The sequence below is a fragment of the Nonomuraea sp. ZG12 genome (assembly GCF_052068115.1).
Taxonomy (GTDB): domain Bacteria; phylum Actinomycetota; class Actinomycetes; order Streptosporangiales; family Streptosporangiaceae; genus Nonomuraea.
On record NZ_JBQHCW010000007.1, the window covers coordinates 134,933 to 151,940 of the forward strand.

Consider the following 17,008-nt stretch of genomic DNA (forward strand, 5'->3'; position numbering starts at 1 on the left):
GCATCACTAAGGTCACGTGGCGTGGCCATTGATGTCGGCAGAAACCAGTTGCGAGCCCGCTCATCCGCTGGCGAGTGATGCCCTGGAGAAGGAACCATCAGCCGCGCTGTTGCTCTTCTACGGCGCCGAGTGCGGCCTCAAGGCGGAAATCCTCCACCAGCGTGGCCTGAGAACCACCGCTGACCTTCCTGACCACCTGCGCAACCATGACCTACAGCGCCTGGCCAGAGAGCTGAACCTACCGCCGGGGCTGTGCGCCCAGATGCGCCCCTGCGCCGCCCGGAGAAAACAGGAGTCGCAGGTCTCCTTCAGCGAGCTTCACGAGGCCTGGAGATACGGCCGGTCCCTCGACGAAAAGCATGAGCTCCAGGCAGTCGCGGTGTTGCGTGCATTGCTGGACTGGTGTGGACAAGAATCGAGGGCATGACCATGCCCACTTCTAGCGCCGGCGTCCCGGACCACATCTATACCTGGGTTGACATCAACGACCACCTGACGGTCTTGGCTGCGTGCCGGGCTTGGCCGACGTGGTTGTTGGAGTGCGACGCGTTCTGGGATGGGCTGGAACTGACGGTCATCCCCGGAACACCTCCCGAGCTCGCTCTGCAGTGGCTGGGAGAGTCGTTCGGCGTAGGGTCGATGGTGGGCGAGGCCGGGGAAGCGTCGCTGCGGCTCGACGGGGTGCCTGGGCGCCCGTCTGATCGTCTGCTCCCGGTCTCCATCAGGGAGCGCGAGGTCGCCCCGGCCCGCCGCGAACTGCGGTGGCGCGAACGGCACATCGTCCGGGCGCTGGGCGAGCCGCTGCCCGCGCCTGAGACGCAGTTCGCAGGCGGAGTGCAGATCGCGGCGCTGCATTCGTTCAAAGGCGGAGTCGGCAGGACTCTGCACGGCGTGGCACTTGCCCACGCGGTCGCCCAGCGAGGCGACAAGGTGCTGCTGGTGGACGCCGACCTCGAAGCTCCCGGTATCACCTGGATGTTCGCGGCACAGGGGCGGCGGATCGACTTCAGTTACGAGGACTTCCTCGCGCTCCTGCACTCTTCGGAAGACGGTCGTCCCGACGACGCCGTCACCCTCGGCGCGGCCTACCTGCCCAACCAGAGGGCCGGCAACGTCATCGTGCTGCCGACGAAGCGCTCGCTCCTCGATATGGCCCCACCTCGGCTGGAACCTGTCGATCTGCTCACTCCTGGCCGGTCGATCTACTTCCTCACCGAATCGCTCGCAGAGTTGGCCGTGCGGTTGGACGCTCGCACCGTGCTCGTGGACCTTCGCGCCGGGACCAGCGAACTCACCGCCCCCGTCCTGCTGGATCCGCGGGTCAAGCGGGTGTTCGTCACCACGATCAGCGATCAGTCGTTGCGCGGGACGGTGCGTACGATCAGAGAGCTCGGCCGCCGGGCGCCGACCCGACCGGAGATCGATCCGCCCGGTTCAGTGATCATCACCCAGTTCCGCGATCAGGGCCACGAAGATCTGGCCACCGACGCCGCAGCTCAGCTGCGTGACGCGGTCGCGTGGACACTCGCGCCTGACGATGGCGGCGCGGAGGATCGGACAGTCGACGACGACGTCGCTCTTGAGCCCATATTCAGCCCGTTCCAGGAACGCCTCCTGGCTCTTCCCGCGTCATGGGATGCCGTGGTCGATCTGATCCGCCGACACCAGTTGCCGGAAATGCTCTCGTCGCTCGCCGACGAACTGGGGCAGGTCAGTCAGGTCAACCTGAACGATGCCGCAACTGCCGCTGACGACATCCGGCGCGAGATTCATCTCGATGACCTGCCGAGCCGCCGAGGGGGCCTCAATCGTTTCAGCCGGAAGCTCGTTTACGCGGAGACGGCAGAAGACTCCGACTTTCTCGCGACCGAGTCCCTCCGGAATCTGCTCGCCTCACATCGCACCGAACCCCCACTTTGCGTGGTGGTCGGAGCCAAAGGTTCCGGCAAGACCTTCACCCAGCTCCAGATGTGTTTCCGCAGCACCTGGCACCAGTACGCGGAATCCGTGGGTGTCAACGATGTCACGCTCGAAGCCCTGTTGGTGCCGGTCTTCGTGTCGAAGAACCTGAAGACTTCCACCACGGATCGCCTCGAGAAATTGCAGCGAGACGCGAGCGCGTACCCCGACCATGCACTTGCGAGCCCGCTCGACCTCCGCGATCTGATCGCCGAAGCGCTGCGCTCGAACTTGTCAGACATCGAGTGGCGGCGAGTGTGGCTGACCTGTCTCGCCCGCTCGATCGGTCTGAAAGCCACACCGGACAACGTCGAAGCCTCTCTGGCAGGCTTCGCTGCCGACAACAGCCGGATCTTTCTTGTCGACGGGCTGGAGGATCTGCTCCAGAACTTCTCCCAGGACAAAGCGGAAAGCCAGGCTCTGCGGGTGCTTCTCGTGGATTGCCTGGACTGGCTGCGAAGTCTGCGCGGCCGGCCACTCGGGCTCGTCGTATTCGTCCGGCGTGATCTGGTCCAGGCTGCCATTCGGCAGAACTATCGACAGTTCTTCGCCCGATACAGCGAGTACGAACTCAAATGGAACCCGTCCGAAGCGCTGCGGCTCGCCCTGTGGGCCGCGCAGCGCTCTGGCGCCCTTCCCGACATCACCCCGGAGCAGGTGTTCAGGGCTACCGAGCAGGAGCTGGGACATATGCTCACTCAGCTGTGGGGCGAGAAAATGGGCTCGACCAGATCGCGTGAGGCTCGGTCGGTGGGCTGGTTCCTGGCCGCGCTGTCGGATTTCAACGGGCAGATCCAGGCCCGTGACATCATGACATTCCTGGCCGAGTCGGCCGCCCTGTCGGTGGACGATTCGCGATGGGCCGACCGTCTGCTGGCGCCGGCGGCCATGCGCAAGGCGCTTGTGGCGTGCAGTCAGGACAAGATTCGTGCGATCAGTGAAGAGAGTCCCCTCGTCGGAGCCCTGCTCAAGCGGCTCGATGAGCTGCCGGTCGAACAGAAACGCATTCCCTCCGGTCCCAAGGCCCTGCAACTGGCAGGCGATGATTTGGAGATCCTGGCCGCGAACGGGGTCGTCTTCCGTGAGGAGGACCAGTACTGGATCCCGGAGATCTTCCGGCACGGTCTCGGGTTCAAGGCGACAGTCCGTCCGAAGATCCTCGCGATCGCGAATCTGGTCCGGCAGCAGATCACGTGATCCCCCGCCCGTCGCGACGGGCGGGGGATCACGCTGTCAGTCCGCGACGAGGCGGGCGCGCTGTCCTTCGCGCTCGCGCTGCCGCCTGACCACGTACGTCCCCGGCGCGCATCCCGACGCCCCGTGCTCCGGATGCAGCAGGTAAACAGGGGTGAAGGCCTCGAAGATGCCGATCGCCAGCCAGTCGGGGTCGGTCACGCGGGTCGTCCAGCGGCAGGTGCCCGGTTCGGCGACGAGTGTGTGCGGGTTGCCGCCGGAGCCGCCGCGGAGCAGTTCGACGCCCTCGGGCGGCACGTCCGTCCAAGGGCCGTCCGGCCAGGCGCGCACGGACGAGGCGAGCATGGCCAGTGGGATGACGATGAGGTCGCCCTGGGCCTGGAGGCCGTCGACGACGGGGATGCGCACCGACTGCTCAAGGTGGTCGAGCACGGCGAGTCCGGTCTGCTGGGAGAGCGATGCGAGTGTCACGGTCATGGGGATCACCTCAGGTTCGGCGGAGGAGTTGGGAGTACTGCTCGGCGGACAGCCCGTACGTCCAGGCGGCGGCGTCGACGGGGTCGCGGAGGAAGCCCGGCACGGTCAGCCCGTACTGGCGGCGGCGCCCGTCGCGTTCGACCGACCCGTTGACCGCGATGAGCACCTTGGTCTCGGCGCGCATGTCGTACAGGCGCAGGTGTGAGCCGGGGTTGCCGGGGTCCGGTGCGGTGGCGACCAGGTGCAGCCCGGCCTGATCGATGTAGGCCGGCCAGCCGAGGCGCTCGATCGCGCACCGCCTGATCTCGACGTTGGGCTCGCGGGCGATCCGCTCGACGCTGGGATCGGTGATCACCCAGGCGGGCACCCGCCTGCCGTGCCAGGCGTGCGCGTCCCAGCCGTCGGTGTAGCGGATGGCAGGGCCGTCGGCGCGATGCAGCCTTACCTCGCCGATGTCGTCCCCCGGCTCGGTGTGCAGCGCGACGGGCCGCTCGGAGACGACGCACACGTCTTCGCGGGGCCACCACCAGCCGCACGATCGGACCGCCGCGGCCCACAGATCCAGCTGATGGGTCTGCTCAGGTGTGAAGACCACGCCGACCGCCCGGCGCAGGCCGTCGTAATGGGCGATCCAGGACGGTGACTGGGCCACGTACCAGCGGTCGGCCGGGTCGTAGCGGGACTCCCGCCTCTGCAGGAGTGCTTCCGTCAGCGCGCTGTCGACGGACCGCGCCAGCGGGGCGCGAACCAGCCTGCCGATCAGCTGGTCCAGCGGGCGTTGAGCCCAGGTGAGTCGGCCGTTGAGCCCCATGCAGAGCGTCTGCATAAGGGAGATCAAGGCGCGCGTCACCGGCCAGTCGGCCAGTCGTTCGATGCTCTCAGCAGGGCCGATGCCCGGCGGGACGGTCTCCAGGGCCATGAGCGGCGAGGAGACCCAGTGGAAACGGGGTGGGGCGTACCCGATCAGGCGGTAGAGCCCGGAGATGGCCGCCTCGGCGGCCGGACGGTCGGCGGGCCGCGTCGTCAGCGCGCAGCCCATCCATTCTTTCCGGATCTCGGCAGCTTCCCGCTGCACGAGCGTGTTCACCGGAGGGGGGCGACAGCGCCCCTTTCATTGATCATGCCGCAGATGGTGACAGATCGGCACGCCATCTGTCTAGTAGTAACCCTTCTCGCCGTCGATGAGCTCCCGGATGACGTCCAGGTGGCCGGCGTGCCGGCCGGTCTCCTCGACCATGTGGATGAGCATCCAGCGCAGCGACGCCTGGGCGGAGCGGAAGTCCGGATGTTTGCCCACGTCATCCATCGAGTGGGCGGCGACGATCTCGTTGGACACCGCGCACTGCCGCTCGTACTCCTCCAGAAGCCGGGCGAGCGGGACGCCGTCGGCCATCATGTCGGCGTCCTCGGGCCCGTCCTCGTCGAACTGGGGGCCGGTGGCGGGCCGGCCCAGGAACAGCACCTCGAACCAGCAGTGCTCGACCCAGCGCAGGTGGGAGACGACGCCCGCCATCGTCATCAGCGGGGAGTCCGGCAGGACGGGCCGGTGGGCGTCCTGCTCGGACAGGCCCTCGCACTTGTAGTGCACGATCGCGCGCTGCATGTCGAGCCAGCCGACCAACTGGGTGCGTTCGTCCGCCACGAAGGGCGGGCGGCTGCGAGGAGGTGTCATGGAGGCTGACGTTACTTCAACCGCCGTCACATCTCACCACGATTTCTACCGGCGGCAGAGGGTCCTGTCCTTCGGCGGGACGCGGCTGATCAGATAGCGGTCGACCGCGCCGTTCACGCAGGTGGAGGGGCCGCCGTAGGCGGTGTGGCCGTCGCCGTCGTAGCCGAGCAGCACGCCGGACGAGAGCTGGCCCGCCAGCGCTTCGGCGTCCTTGTACGGCGTGGCGGGGTCACGGGTCGTGCCCACCACCAGGATCGGCGGCGCGCCCTTGGCCCGCACCCGGCCGACGATGCCCTCGGCGCCCTTGACCGGCCAGAAGGCGCACGGTGAGAGCAGCCCGTCGGAGAAGTACTTGCCGAAGTAGCGCGACTCGGGCACGTACGTCACCTCCGAGCGGGTGGCCCTGCTCGTGGGCGGGTAGTCGGCGCAGTTGACGGCGGTGAAGGCCTCGCCGCTGTTGTCGTAGGAGCCGTCGGCCAGCCTGCCGTTGTAGCCGTCGGCGAACGTCAGCAACGCAGTCCCGTCGCCCTTGAAGGCGTCGCCGAGCGCGGCGCGCAGCGACGGCCACCGCTCGCGGGAGTACATGGCGGCCATCACGCCCCGCCACACGAGCGCCTCGTTGACCTGCCTGCCGTCGAGGTCGTTGCGCAGCGGCGACCTGTCGGCCCGCTTGAACAGCTTCGCCACCTGCTTGAACGACGCGCTGACCTTGTGCGTCCTGAACGGGCAGCCCGGCCTGTCGTAGCAGTCGCGCAGGAAGGACGTGAACGCCGTCTCGAAGCCGTGCGCCGCCGCGCCGGGAGCGCCGCCGCGCGTGGCGGGGTCGATCGCGCCGTCGAGCACCATCGCCCGCACCCGCTTCGGGAACAGCTCGGCGTACGTGGCGCCGAGCAGCGTGCCGTACGAGAAGCCGAGGTAGGTCAGCCGCCGGTCGCCCAGCGCCGCCCGCAGCACGTCGATGTCCCGGGCGGCGTCGCGGGTGCCGACGTGGGCCAGCAGCCGGCCGGAGTTCGCCTTGCAGCCCTGGGCGTATATCTGCTGGTACGCGTCGCCCTTGCGGACCTCGGACGGGGTGTCGGGGGTGGGGTCGAGCGCGTGGTAACTGTCCAGCACGCCGTACGAGACGCAGCGGACGGGCGAGGAGAGCCCGACACCGCGCGGGTCGAACCCGACCACGTCGAAGCGGGCGAGCAGCGCGGGCGACAGGAACCGCTTGGCGTTCCTGGCCAGCTCCACCCCCGACGCTCCGGGACCGCCGGGGTTGAGCAGGAGTGAGCCGATCCGCTTCGGCCCCTTGGCCCGCAGCCGGATCACCGCGATCTCGATGCGCTTCCCCTGGGGCTTGGCGTGGTCGAGCGGCACCTTGACCTTGGCGCACTGGAACCCGCCGCCGCAGGCGGACCAGGCGAGCCGCTGCCCGTCGTAGCCGCCCGTTCCTTCCGGGCCGCCGCCGGCCTGCGCCGAGGCAGGCACGGCGTCAGGCACGGCGGAGCCGAGCAAGCCGATGATCGACACTAAGATGACCGCGAATAAGCGTCGCATGTTCCCGTCTCCATCTGGCGGCCGCGTGGACTTTCCCTGGCTCCCAGATGGTCGGCGAAACCGGTTGCGACGCCCTTTAACCCGGCTGACGACAGGCGGTCACGATGAGGCCGCGCCCCGGGCGGAGAGCGGGACCCCGACGGTGATCTCGCCGCTCAGCCTGTAGGCGCCCTGAAGGTCCAGATCGTCGCCGCTCCAGAACTTGCCCGGGTCGTACCAGTTGGGGCGGCGGCCCGTCGGCAGCAGCCCCATCGCCTCGTAGGTGACGGCCACGACCTCCGCGCAGTAGGCGCTCTCCAGCGTGCGCTCGCGCGCCCGGCGGCGCAGCTGCGGGACACGGCCCCTGGCCCAGCGCGCGGCCAGCCGCGCCGTGGACGGGAACGGCGTGCCGTCCAGCCGGGCCACGGTGCGCAGCGCCGCGTCCTCCATCTCGGCGGTCGCCTGGGGTTCGAGCTGCCGCAGCCAGGGGCGCTGGCCGTAGCGGTCGGCCCAGACCGTCACCGCGTCACGCAGGTCGTGCAGTTGCACGCCGCGCTGGTGGGTGCCGGACCACAGGTCGGGCAGCGACCTGCCGAGCTCGGCATGCCACATCATGGGCGGCATGTCCTCGATCACGATCGCCATGCCCACATGGTTGACCGGGCTGTTGGTCATCGTCTGGATGGCGCGGTCGGGCACCGAACGCCCCCGGAAGATCCACAGATCGCCGGTCCTGGTCAGCTCAACGGCCTCGTCGAGAGTCAGCACACCGCTAGCGTAGGCACATGCGCTTGTGGAAGATAATCGGGCTGGCAGGAGCCGCGGGCGTCGCGGCCACCGGAGTGGCGATCGCGCGTGCCGAGCGCCGCCGCCGCGCCTACACACCGGAAGAGATCAGGGTACGGCTCCGCGAGCGGATCGAGGATCAGCCGGAGGGCCGCAGGTCGTAGACGAAGACCACGTCGGGATAGGCCGGGTTGTCGTCGTAGCCCTGGATCCCGCCGAGGTAGGCCCTGCGTGAGTTCACCACCCACGGGATCGCCGCGGCGGCCCGCTTGTCCAGCACCCGCACGGTGGCCTGGGCGAAGGCGCGCTGCGCGGCGGCCTGGTCGGTCACGATCAGCTCCGGCAGCGTCTCGAGCAGGGCGTCGGTGGCCGGGTCGTTCATGTACGACAGGTTGAACAGCGGCGGGTCCGCACTGTGGAAGACGTTGCCGAACCAGGAGTAGCCGTCGGCGTAGTCCGGCCACCAGTACATGAGGAAGATGTCCTGGCGCTTCTTCTTGCCCTCCTCCCACTGGGCGGTCCAGGGCATCGCCCTCGCCTTGAGCGTGACGTTGAGCGGGGCGAGGTCCCGGCGCAGCCTCCTGACGAGCAGCCGCTGGTCGGTGTCGCCCTCGGCGTAGGAGAGGGTCAGCGTGAGCGGCTCGCCTCCCGGGCCGTACCCGGCCTGCTGCAGCAGAGTGGCCGCGGCCTGCAGGTCCTGCCTCGGCACGCGGCCCCGGACGTGACCGAGCAGGCCCTCGGGCACGATGCCGCTGGCGGGCGCGACCCCGCCGCGCAGGGCCCTGACCACACCCCCGTAGTCGACGGCCTTCTGCACCGCCCGCCGCACCCGCAGGTCGGTCATCGGCCCGTTGGCCATGTTGAACAGCAACATCGCCGTCTGGAACGAGGGCTGCTCGGCCGTGCGGATGCCCGGCGTGGACACCGCCCTGGCGAACAGCCGGGAGTCGAGCCGGTACACGAAGCTGACCTCGCCGCGCAGCAGCAGCCGCCAGGCCCGGGTGGGATCGGGCACGACGCGGTACTTGACCGTGCGGTAGTGCGGCCGGTCCCAGCCTCCCCAGTAGTCGCCGTACGACTTGAGCGTGAGCTCGTGCTCACTGCCCTTCTTCCACGCGGCCACGGTGTACGGCCCGGAGCCGGCGTCCCGGCCCGCCGCGAACCAGGTGCGCAGGTCCGGCGCCGCCTCGGTGTCGTAGATGTAGGCCGCGTACGCGGAGGAGGCCACCAGGTCCAGCGGGACCGGGTAGCGCAGCGTGAAGATCACGGTCGACGGATCCTCGGCCCGGATGGAGGAGACGGCGTCCCAGATGTAGGAGGCGCCGGTCTTGGCCTGCCGGGTGCGCTCGATCGAGGCCTTGACCGCGCTCGCGTCGAGCGGCCGGCCGGTGTGGAAGGTCACGCCCTGGCGGATGGTGAACGTCCAGGTGCGGCCGTCGGGCGAGGTCCGCCACGAGGTGGCCAGCCGCGGACCGGCCCTCTTGGTGACCGGATTCCACAGCGTGAGCGTCTCGTAGACGTTCTGCAGCGCGACGACTTCGTTGGAGTAGGACCGGCTCGGGTCCCACTCTGTGATCATGTCCAGGTGCCTGACGTAGACGAACGCCGAATCTCCTGGCGGAGCCTGCCGCACCTCGGGCGGGACCGAGCAGGCCGTGATCAGCAGCACCAGCGCGGCGACCGCTGCGAGTCGACGGCGCAACCTATCTCCCTCAGTGACCGAATCTACCTGCGAAACCTACTGCATGATCATGGTTACGTGTCCAAAGCCGCTGAAAAATTGGGCATTCCGGAGATCCGATTGCTATCCTCTTGGCTTGTCCCGTCCGGGGTTGCCAGCAGGGGACCGACCGGAGTGAGGTGTCATGGGTCGTAGCCGCACGATCCGCACAAAGATCATCGGCCTGCTGCTGGTTCCGCTGGCTTCGATGGTCGTGCTGTGGGGAGTCATCACCGCGGTCACGGCCGGTGAGAGTCTGGAGCTCCGGCAGTACACCACGCTCTGGACCAACCTGCGTCATCCCGCGCACAAGCTCGGCAGCGAGTTGCAGCGTGAACGCCTCGCCTCGGTGAAGTTCCTGCATGCCGGAAAGACGGCCGACGACAGGTCGGCCATCTCCCAGCAGCGTGCTCGCAGTGACAGGGCGAGAGAGGAATTCAAGAAGCTCTCGGGCCGGTCCCGGGACACGTCGGAGGCGATCCGCACGCAGGTTGACGTGGTTCACACGCAGTTGAGCAGGCTCGACTCGGTCAGAGGGGAGATCGACGCGGGCCTGTCCGATCGGCTGCACACGGTCGAGGCCTACAACGCGGCCATCGACGCGCTCTTCGGGCTGCACCGGCGGGTCGGCTTCATCGACGACATCCCAATCTACGAGCAGTCCCGCCTGGTCATCGACCTCGGCTACGCCGAGGAGCTGCTGACCAGGGAGCAGGCCATCGCGATCGGCCCCACCACGGCGGCCGAGCGCAGGCTCTTCACCCAGCTCGTGGGCAACCGGCGCTTCCTCATCGACCACGCGCTGGGCGAGCTCGACCCCGCCCTGCGCGAGATCCAGGTCGCGATCATCACCTCGCCCGCCTATCAGCGGCTGCGGCTGATGGAGGACCAGATCATCGCCGGCGGCGCGCCGCGCGGCTGGCTCGCCACGACCGAGGCGCTGTCCAAGTCGTTCGCGGAGGCGCAGCTCAAGGCGAGCATGACGCTCTCGGCCCGGTCCGAGCCGGTGGCCGACGCGGTGCTCGTCCGGGCGCTCATCCTCGCGGGCACCTGTCTCCTGCTGATTATCGTGTCGATCGTCTTCACGCTGCGGATGGGCAACCGCCTGTCCAAGGAGCTGCTCACCCTCAGGGAGGCGGCGCTCGACGTGGCCAGGGAGCGGCTGCCGCAGGTCGTCGCTAAGCTCCGCAGCGGGGAAGCGGTGGAGGTGCCCGAGCTGTCGGTGGCCAGCACCACCGTGGAGATCGGCGACGTGGGCCAGGCCTTCTCCACCGTCCAGCAGACCGCGGTGGAGGCGGCCGTGGGCCAGGCGCAGCTGCGCGACGGCGTCGGCCACGTCTTCCGCAACCTGGCCAGGCGCAGCCAGACGCTGCTGCACCGCCAGCGCATCCAGCTGGAGGACATGCAGCACAAGGCCACCGACCCGGACGCGCTCGAAGACCTGTTCCGGCTGGACCACCTGACGACGCGCATGCGCCGCCACGCCGAGGGCCTGATCATCCTGTCGGGCGCCACCCCGGGGCGCGGCTGGAGCCGGCCGGTGCCGCTGCTGGACGTGGTCCGGGGCGCGGCGGCCGAGGTCGAGGACTACCAGCGGGTCATCGTCGAGCCGATGCCCGCGCAACGTCTGGACGGGCCCGTGGTCGGTGACGTGATCCACCTGATCGCCGAGCTGATCGAGAACGCCACCGTCTACTCACCCCCGCACACCACGGTCATGGTGCGCGGGGAGGCGGCCGCCCGCGGCTTCGCCGTCCACGTCGAGGACCGCGGGCTCGGCATGAGCGCCGAGGAACTTGCCGACTTCAACGGGCGGCTGGCCAGTCCTCCCGAGTTCGACCTGGCCGACAGCGAGCAGCTGGGTCTTTTCGTCGTTTCCCGACTGGCCGCCCGGCATGACATCCGCGTGACGTTGCGCGGTTCACCATATGGAGGGACCACCGCCATCGTGCTGATCCCGGCAGAGCATGTGACAGATCCCCCGGCCGAGCCGGCGGAACCCATCAGGCAGCCGGCACGCCCCATGCGGGTGGTGCAAGGTGAGTGACGAGCGCTGGCTGGACGAGGACGCCGGCCCCATCGTCCCGGCCTACTTACTCACCAGAGGCCGGACCGTCCCCGCGAGCGAGGCCATCGACCTCATCGCGGTGATCATCACCTCCGGCGGGCTCACCCCGCCGGTCGGGCTCGGTCCCGAGCATCTGATCATCCTGCAGAAGTGCACCAAGCCGACCCGGCTGGTGGACGTCGCGGCCGAGCTCAACCTGCCCATCGGCGTGGTGCGGGTGCTCGTCGGCGACCTCCACACGCAACAGCTCGTCCAGGTGGAGTCGCCGCCTCCGGCCCCCGACGCCACGGTGCTCCTGGAGGTGATCACCGGGCTGAAGGCGCTGTGACGCCCCCTCAAGGGCTCAGCACGGCTTCGGCCCGGTGACAGGCCCCCGCTCAGGCGCTCAGCACGTCCTCGGCCCGGTGACAGGCCACCCGCCGCCCCGCCACTTCACGCAGCGCGGGAGCGCGCTCACACTCGGGTACGGCCAGCGGGCAGCGCAGGCGGAACGGGCAGCCCGTCTCAGCCGGCCGCGTCTCGGCCCGCCCTCTCGCCACCGGCGGCTCTCCCCCCAGCTTCGGTACGGCCTCGCGCAGCGCCAGCGTGTAGGGATGGGCGGGTCGGGCGAGAAGGTCGGCCGTGCCTCCGGACTCGACCACGCGGCCCGCGAACAGCACGTGGGAGGTCCTGCACAGCCGTGCCACGATCGCCAGGTTGTGGGTGATGAGCAGGCGTTCGGTGTCGAGCCCCGCCAGCAGGTCGAGGATCTTGGCCTGCACCGTCACGTCCAGGGCGCTGGTGGGCTCGTCGAGGATGAGCAGGCGCGGGCGTACGGCCAGCGCCCTGGCGATCACCACGCGCTGGCGCTGGCCGCCGGAGAGCTGGTGCGGGCGGCGGGCGGCCAGGTCGGGGCTGAGGCCGACCTGTTCGAGCAGGCCGGGGACGCGGTGCCGGTCGCCGCGCGGCAGCGCCTCGGCGATGGAGCTGCCGACGCGCATCCGGGGATCCAGGGCCTCGGCCTGGAACACCGGCTGTACGTCACTGCGGAACTTCCGCATCTCCACTTTTCTCAGGTCTTGCTCGCCGTACCAGATATTTCCTGACATGGGGGCGAGGAGGCCGAGGAAGGCGCGCGCCAGCGTCGTCTTGCCCGACCCGCTCTCGCCGATCAGGCCGACCCCGCCCTCGGTGATGTCCAGGGTGACGTCGTGCACCACAGGCGTACGGCCGTAACCGAGCGTCACCAGCTCCGCCCGGAGCGACGTCCGCACCGACGTCCTCACGCCAGGGCTCCTTTCCGCCGCGTCTTCATGGGAGGGCCTCCAGGAGTTCGCGGGTGTAGGGGTGGGAGGGGCGGGCCAGCACCTCGGCGGCGGGGCCGCTCTCGACGACCTCGCCGTCCTTCATGACCAGCACCCGGTCGGCGATCGTGGACACCAGGGCCAGATCGTGGGAGACGAGCAGCAGCGCCAGGCCCCGCTCCTCCCGCAGCCTCCGCAGCACCCCGACGACCTCCGCCTGCACGGTCACGTCCAGGGCGCTGGTGGGCTCGTCGGCCAGGATCACCTCGGCGCCCAGCGCGATGGCCAGCGCGATGGCGAACCGCTGCGCCTGACCGCCGGAGATCTCGTGCGGGTAGCGGCGCAGGATCTCCGGATCGAGCATGACCGCCTCGACGGCCTCGACCATGACCCGCTCCAGCCCGTCTTTCCCAGACCCGGCCGCCCCAGGGTCACCGTCGCGGGTGCCGCCGACGGGCGGGCCGGCGATGCCGTGCAGCTTGAGGGCGCGGCGCATCAGGGTGCCGAGGCGGGTGGTGGGGCTGAGGGCCGCCTGCGGGGACTGCATGACCAGGGCCACGCGTGCGCCTCTGATCTCGCGGAGCCGCCGGGCGGAGGCCTGCAGCACCTCAACCCCACACACCCGGATATATCCCGAAATTTCGGCACCCTCCGTGAGCCCGAGCAGGGACAGCAGCGTCGTCGACTTGCCCGATCCGCTCTCCCCCACGATGGCCACGCACTCCCCCGCGCCCACGTCCAGCTCCGGCACCCGGGCGACGACCCGCGTCCCGTACCGCACCTGAAGGTCCCTGACCTCGATCACCTGATGACCCTCCGGGGATCCAGCGCGTTGCGCAGCCCCTCCCCCAGCACGTTGAACGCGAAGGCCGTCACCAGGATCGCCAGCCCGGGGAAGGTGACGACCCACCAGTTGGTGGTGAACAACGTCTGCCCCTGGTCCACCATCAGCCCCCACTCCGCCGTCGGCTCCTGCGCGCCCAGCCCCAGGTACGACAGCGCGGCGGCGGTGAGGATGACCCCGCCGGCGTCGAGCGACAGCTGGACCAGGACGGGCGTGATCGAGTTCGGCAGGACGTGCCGGACGATGATCACCGGCGCGGGCACGCCGAGGCAGCGGGCCGCGTCCACGTACGGGCGGGTGGCGACGGAGGCGGCCACCGACGCCGACAGCCGCGCGTACCACGGCCACCAGGTCACCGCGATGGCCACGATCACTGTCGTGACGTTCGGCTGCAGCACCATGGCCAGCATCAGCGACAGCAGCAGCGCGGGAAAGGCCAGGAAGACGTCCGTCACCCGCATGATCACGTCACGCACCCAGCCGCCGGCGTACCCGGCGACCAGGCCGAGCGTGACGCCCACGGCCGCCGACACCGCCAGCACGGACACGGCGATGAACAGCGACGTACGGCCGCCGTACAGCACTCTGGTGAGCACGTCGCGGCCGACCTGGTCGGTGCCGAACCAGTGCTCGGCGCTCGGCGCCAGCAGGGCGTTGACCGGATCCACCTCGTCCGCCGGGTACGGCGCGAGCCAGGGCGCGAGCAGCGCGGCCGCCGCGATGACCACGATGAGCACCGCGCCGGTGGCGGCGAACCGGTCGGTGATCCTGGGGAGGGTACGGCGCAGCCGCGCCTCGGGGAGTCCTGTCACCATGCTGCCATCCGGGCTGTCATCCGGCCCTGACCCTCGGGTCGATCAGGCCTTGAAGGAGGTCCACGACGAGGTTCGCCAGCACGTAGACCACCGCGACCAGCAGGGTCACCCCCGCGATGGCCGGGGTGTCGAGCGAGGAGATGGCGGAGGCGGCGTAGCGGCCCAGGCCCGGCCAGTTGAAGACGGCCTCGACCAGGAAGCCGTTGACGATCGAGTAGGCGAAGACCAGGGCGATCAGCGACAGCACCGGGTTGAGCGCGGGCCGCAGCGCGAACCTGGTCAGGATGGACGTCTCACCGAAGCCGAGCGCGCGTTCGAGCCGGGCGTGGTCCTGGCCGGCCTCCTCGATGAGCATGGCGCGGGTCATCTGGGCGATCACCCCCGTCGGGTAGGCGGCCACCACCAGCGCGGGCAGCACCAGGTGCCGCAGGGTGCTGGTGAAGATGGGCCAGTTGCCGGTGATGAGCGCGTCGACGATGGTGATGTTGGTCCAGAGGGTCAGCGGGCTCGTGGTGTCGAGCGAGGAGTCGTACTCTCCCGCGACGGGGAACCAGCCGAGGTTGCTGGCGAAGACCGTCTGCAGCGCCAGGGCCAGCCAGAACACGGGGACGGAGACGGCCAGCATGCTGGTGACCCGTACCCCTAAATCCGGAAATTTCGTCTTAAAGCGGGCGGCGAGCACCCCCACCGGAATGCCGACCACGATCGCGAACAGCAGCGCCGCCCCCACCAGCTCCAGGCTCGCGGGGAACGCCAGGAGCAGATCATCACGTACCGGCTGCCGGGTGTGCAGGCTGGTGCCCCAGTCTCCCGTCACGAGGTCCCTGACGTAGTTCCAGAGCTGCGCCCACAGCGGATCGTCCAGCCCGAACCGCTCCCGCGCGGCGGCGAGCTGCTCGGGCGTGGCCTTGGGGCCGGCGAAGGCCACCGCCGGATCGCCCGGCACCAGCCGCATGACGACGAAGGTGAGCATGACCACGCCGGCCACGACCAGGAGCGCCTGGCCGAGCCGGCGGATCAGGTAGCGCAGCACACAGGCCTCAGCTCGCGCGCTTGAGGTCGTAGAAGAAGACCACGTTCGGATAGGCCGGGTTGTCGGCGTACCCCTGCACGTCCGCCGTCAGCGCGCGCTGGTAGGTCTGCACGTACGGGACTGCGACGGCGGCCTGCTCCTGCATGATCTTCTTCGTCAGGTTCTCGTACGAGGTCTCCGCCGCGAACAGGTCGGTGGCCGTCAGCTTGGGCAGCTCGTCGATGGCCGCGTCGATCTCGGCGTTCTTCAGGTACGAGAGGTTGAGCTCCGGCTTGTCCTTGCTCCTGAAGACGTTCAGGAACCACGAGTACGCGTCGGGATAGTCCGGATACCAGTACATGACGAAGATGTCCTGGCCCTTCCCCTTGCCCTGGTCCCACTGGGCGTTCCAGGTCATCGGCTTGGCCTGCAGGGTCACGTTCAGCCTCTGCAGCGCCGAGGTGAGCAGGGTGACCAGCAGCTTCTGATCCTCGTCGCCCTGGGCGTAGGTCAGGGTGAGCTTGAGCTCCTCGTTGTCGGCGCCGTAGCCCGCCGACGCCAGCAGCTCCTGCGCCCTGTTCAGGTCCTGCTTGGCCTCCAGGTTGGCCACGTGACCGACCAGGCCCTCGGGCACCAGCCCGCTGGCCTTCACGCCCGAGCCCTTCAGCGCCGCGAGGAGGCCGTCGTAGTCGATCGCGAGCTGCAGCGCCTGCCGTACCCGCACGTCCTTGGTGGCGCCGCCGGCGGTGTTGAACAGCACCAGCAGGTTCTGGAACGACGGCGTCCGCGTCACCTGCACGCCCTCGGTGTCGCTCGCCTGCTCGAACAGCTGCGGGTTGAGCCGCTGCACGAAGTTGACCTCGCCCTGCTTCAGCAGCTGCCAGGCGGTGGTGATCTCCGGCGTGACCCGGAAGGCGACCTTCTTGTACTGGTCGGGCTTCCAGCCGCCCCAGTAGTCCTCGAACGCCTTCAGCGTGAGCTCGGTCTCCTTGCCCTTCTGCCAGCTGTCGATCGTGTACGGTCCCGTGCCGGCGTCGGTCTTGCCGTCCTTGACCTGGTCCACGGCCTCGGTGTCGTAGATATAGGCGGCGTAGCCGGAGGAGGCGACCACGTCGAGCGGCGTGGCGTACTTGAGCGTGAACTTCAGCGTCGAGGCGTCAGGGGCCTCGATCGTGTCGACCGCGCCCCAGATGTAGGCCGCGCCCGAGTTCTGCTTGATCGTGCGCTCGATGGCCTTCTTGGCCGCCTCGGCGTCGAGCGGGGCGCCGGTGTGGAACTTCACGCCCTGACGCAGCTTGAACGTCCACTCCTTGCCCTCGGCCGCCGAGCTCCACTCGGTGGCCAGGCGCGGCTCGGGCTTCCTGGTCTCGGAGTTGTAGCGGGTCAGCCCCTCGTAGATGTTGGACATCGCGACGATCTCGTTGGAGTACGAGGTCGCGGGGTCCCAGTCGGTCACCACGTCGAGGTTGGGGGCGTAGACGAAGGTGTCGTCGTTGGACGCGGCCGGCTGGGGGGCAGGCTGGGTCGCCGCCGTCTCGCCGGTGCTCGGCGCGGGTGACGCGGCGCCGCGTACCTGGCCGCCCGCGCACGCGGACGCGGCCATGGCCACGGCGCCGGCGAGCCCGGAGAGGAGCAGACGCTTGTGCCAGCGCATGTG

The 17,008-nt window shown here is 69.4% G+C and carries 16 protein-coding genes; 5 read left to right on the plus strand and 11 right to left on the minus strand.

Features of this window, described 5'->3' with window-relative positions:
* Positions 1 to 16: 16 nt before the first annotated feature.
* Positions 17 to 427 (plus strand): hypothetical protein, encoded by a 411-nt coding sequence (locus ACTMTF_RS21295; RefSeq protein ID WP_441112264.1) that lies wholly within the window; start codon positions 17 to 19, stop codon positions 425 to 427.
* Positions 424 to 3,156, plus strand: coding sequence for a MinD/ParA family ATP-binding protein (locus ACTMTF_RS21300; RefSeq protein ID WP_441112265.1), 2,733 nt, complete (start codon positions 424 to 426; stop codon positions 3,154 to 3,156). The genes ACTMTF_RS21295 and ACTMTF_RS21300 overlap by 4 nt, the downstream gene beginning before the upstream one ends.
* Positions 3,157 to 3,192: 36 nt before the next feature.
* Here the strand turns inward: ACTMTF_RS21300 and ACTMTF_RS21305 are convergent, their stop codons facing one another.
* The 5 genes from ACTMTF_RS21305 to ACTMTF_RS21325 form a co-directional block, all read right to left on the minus strand.
* Positions 3,193 to 3,630, minus strand: a complete 438-nt coding sequence (locus ACTMTF_RS21305; RefSeq protein ID WP_441112266.1) for a hypothetical protein — start codon at positions 3,628 to 3,630, stop codon at positions 3,193 to 3,195.
* 10 nt (positions 3,631 to 3,640) lie between these two features.
* Positions 3,641 to 4,717: a DUF6745 domain-containing protein gene (locus tag ACTMTF_RS21310; RefSeq protein ID WP_441112267.1), complete on the minus strand. Its 1,077-nt coding sequence runs from the start codon at positions 4,715 to 4,717 to the stop codon at positions 3,641 to 3,643.
* A 69-nt stretch (positions 4,718 to 4,786) separates the two neighbouring features.
* Complete coding sequence (locus ACTMTF_RS21315; RefSeq protein ID WP_441112268.1) at positions 4,787 to 5,302, minus strand: DinB family protein; 516 nt, start codon at positions 5,300 to 5,302, stop codon at positions 4,787 to 4,789.
* A 45-nt stretch (positions 5,303 to 5,347) separates the two neighbouring features.
* Positions 5,348 to 6,844, minus strand: coding sequence for an alpha/beta hydrolase (locus ACTMTF_RS21320; protein WP_441112269.1), 1,497 nt, complete (start codon positions 6,842 to 6,844; stop codon positions 5,348 to 5,350).
* Positions 6,845 to 6,943: 99 nt separating this feature from the next.
* Entirely contained in the window at positions 6,944 to 7,588 is a 645-nt protein-coding gene (locus ACTMTF_RS21325) for a hypothetical protein (RefSeq protein WP_441112487.1), read from the minus strand.
* A 20-nt stretch (positions 7,589 to 7,608) separates the two neighbouring features.
* Here ACTMTF_RS21325 and ACTMTF_RS21330 point away from each other — a divergent pair, with 20 nt between their 5' ends.
* Complete coding sequence (locus ACTMTF_RS21330) at positions 7,609 to 7,773, plus strand: hypothetical protein (protein WP_397005459.1); 165 nt, start codon at positions 7,609 to 7,611, stop codon at positions 7,771 to 7,773.
* On the opposite strand, the gene ACTMTF_RS21335 is transcribed toward ACTMTF_RS21330, so the two are convergent.
* Positions 7,749 to 9,311: an ABC transporter substrate-binding protein gene (locus tag ACTMTF_RS21335; protein WP_441112270.1), complete on the minus strand. Its 1,563-nt coding sequence runs from the start codon at positions 9,309 to 9,311 to the stop codon at positions 7,749 to 7,751. The two genes, ACTMTF_RS21330 and ACTMTF_RS21335, sit on opposite strands and share 25 nt — an antisense overlap.
* A gap of 163 nt (positions 9,312 to 9,474) precedes the next feature.
* Here ACTMTF_RS21335 and ACTMTF_RS21340 point away from each other — a divergent pair, with 163 nt between their 5' ends.
* Positions 9,475 to 11,376, plus strand: a complete 1,902-nt coding sequence (locus ACTMTF_RS21340) for a sensor histidine kinase (protein ID WP_441112271.1) — start codon at positions 9,475 to 9,477, stop codon at positions 11,374 to 11,376.
* Positions 11,369 to 11,725, plus strand: a complete 357-nt coding sequence (locus ACTMTF_RS21345; protein WP_397004479.1) for a DUF742 domain-containing protein — start codon at positions 11,369 to 11,371, stop codon at positions 11,723 to 11,725. Before ACTMTF_RS21340 ends, ACTMTF_RS21345 begins: the two co-directional genes overlap by 8 nt.
* 49 nt (positions 11,726 to 11,774) lie before the next feature.
* Here ACTMTF_RS21345 and ACTMTF_RS21350 read toward each other — a convergent pair whose 3' ends face one another.
* The 5 genes from ACTMTF_RS21350 to ACTMTF_RS21370 are packed head-to-tail and all read right to left on the minus strand — an operon-like array spanning position 11,775 to position 17,005.
* Entirely contained in the window at positions 11,775 to 12,662 is an 888-nt protein-coding gene (locus tag ACTMTF_RS21350; protein ID WP_441112272.1) for an ABC transporter ATP-binding protein, read from the minus strand.
* Positions 12,663 to 12,687: 25 nt separating this feature from the next.
* Positions 12,688 to 13,485 carry an ATP-binding cassette domain-containing protein gene (locus tag ACTMTF_RS21355; RefSeq protein WP_441112273.1) on the minus strand — a complete coding sequence of 266 codons (798 nt, stop codon included), beginning with the start codon at positions 13,483 to 13,485 and terminating at the stop codon, positions 12,688 to 12,690.
* Positions 13,482 to 14,339, minus strand: coding sequence for an ABC transporter permease (locus tag ACTMTF_RS21360; protein ID WP_441112274.1), 858 nt, complete (start codon positions 14,337 to 14,339; stop codon positions 13,482 to 13,484). The genes ACTMTF_RS21355 and ACTMTF_RS21360 overlap by 4 nt, the downstream gene beginning before the upstream one ends.
* A 16-nt stretch (positions 14,340 to 14,355) precedes the next feature.
* On the minus strand, positions 14,356 to 15,372 hold the full coding sequence (locus ACTMTF_RS21365; protein ID WP_441112275.1) for an ABC transporter permease: 1,017 nt from the start codon (positions 15,370 to 15,372) through the stop codon (positions 14,356 to 14,358).
* 7 nt (positions 15,373 to 15,379) lie between these two features.
* Positions 15,380 to 17,005, minus strand: coding sequence for an ABC transporter substrate-binding protein (locus ACTMTF_RS21370; RefSeq protein ID WP_441112276.1), 1,626 nt, complete (start codon positions 17,003 to 17,005; stop codon positions 15,380 to 15,382).
* Positions 17,006 to 17,008: the final 3 nt, after the last annotated feature.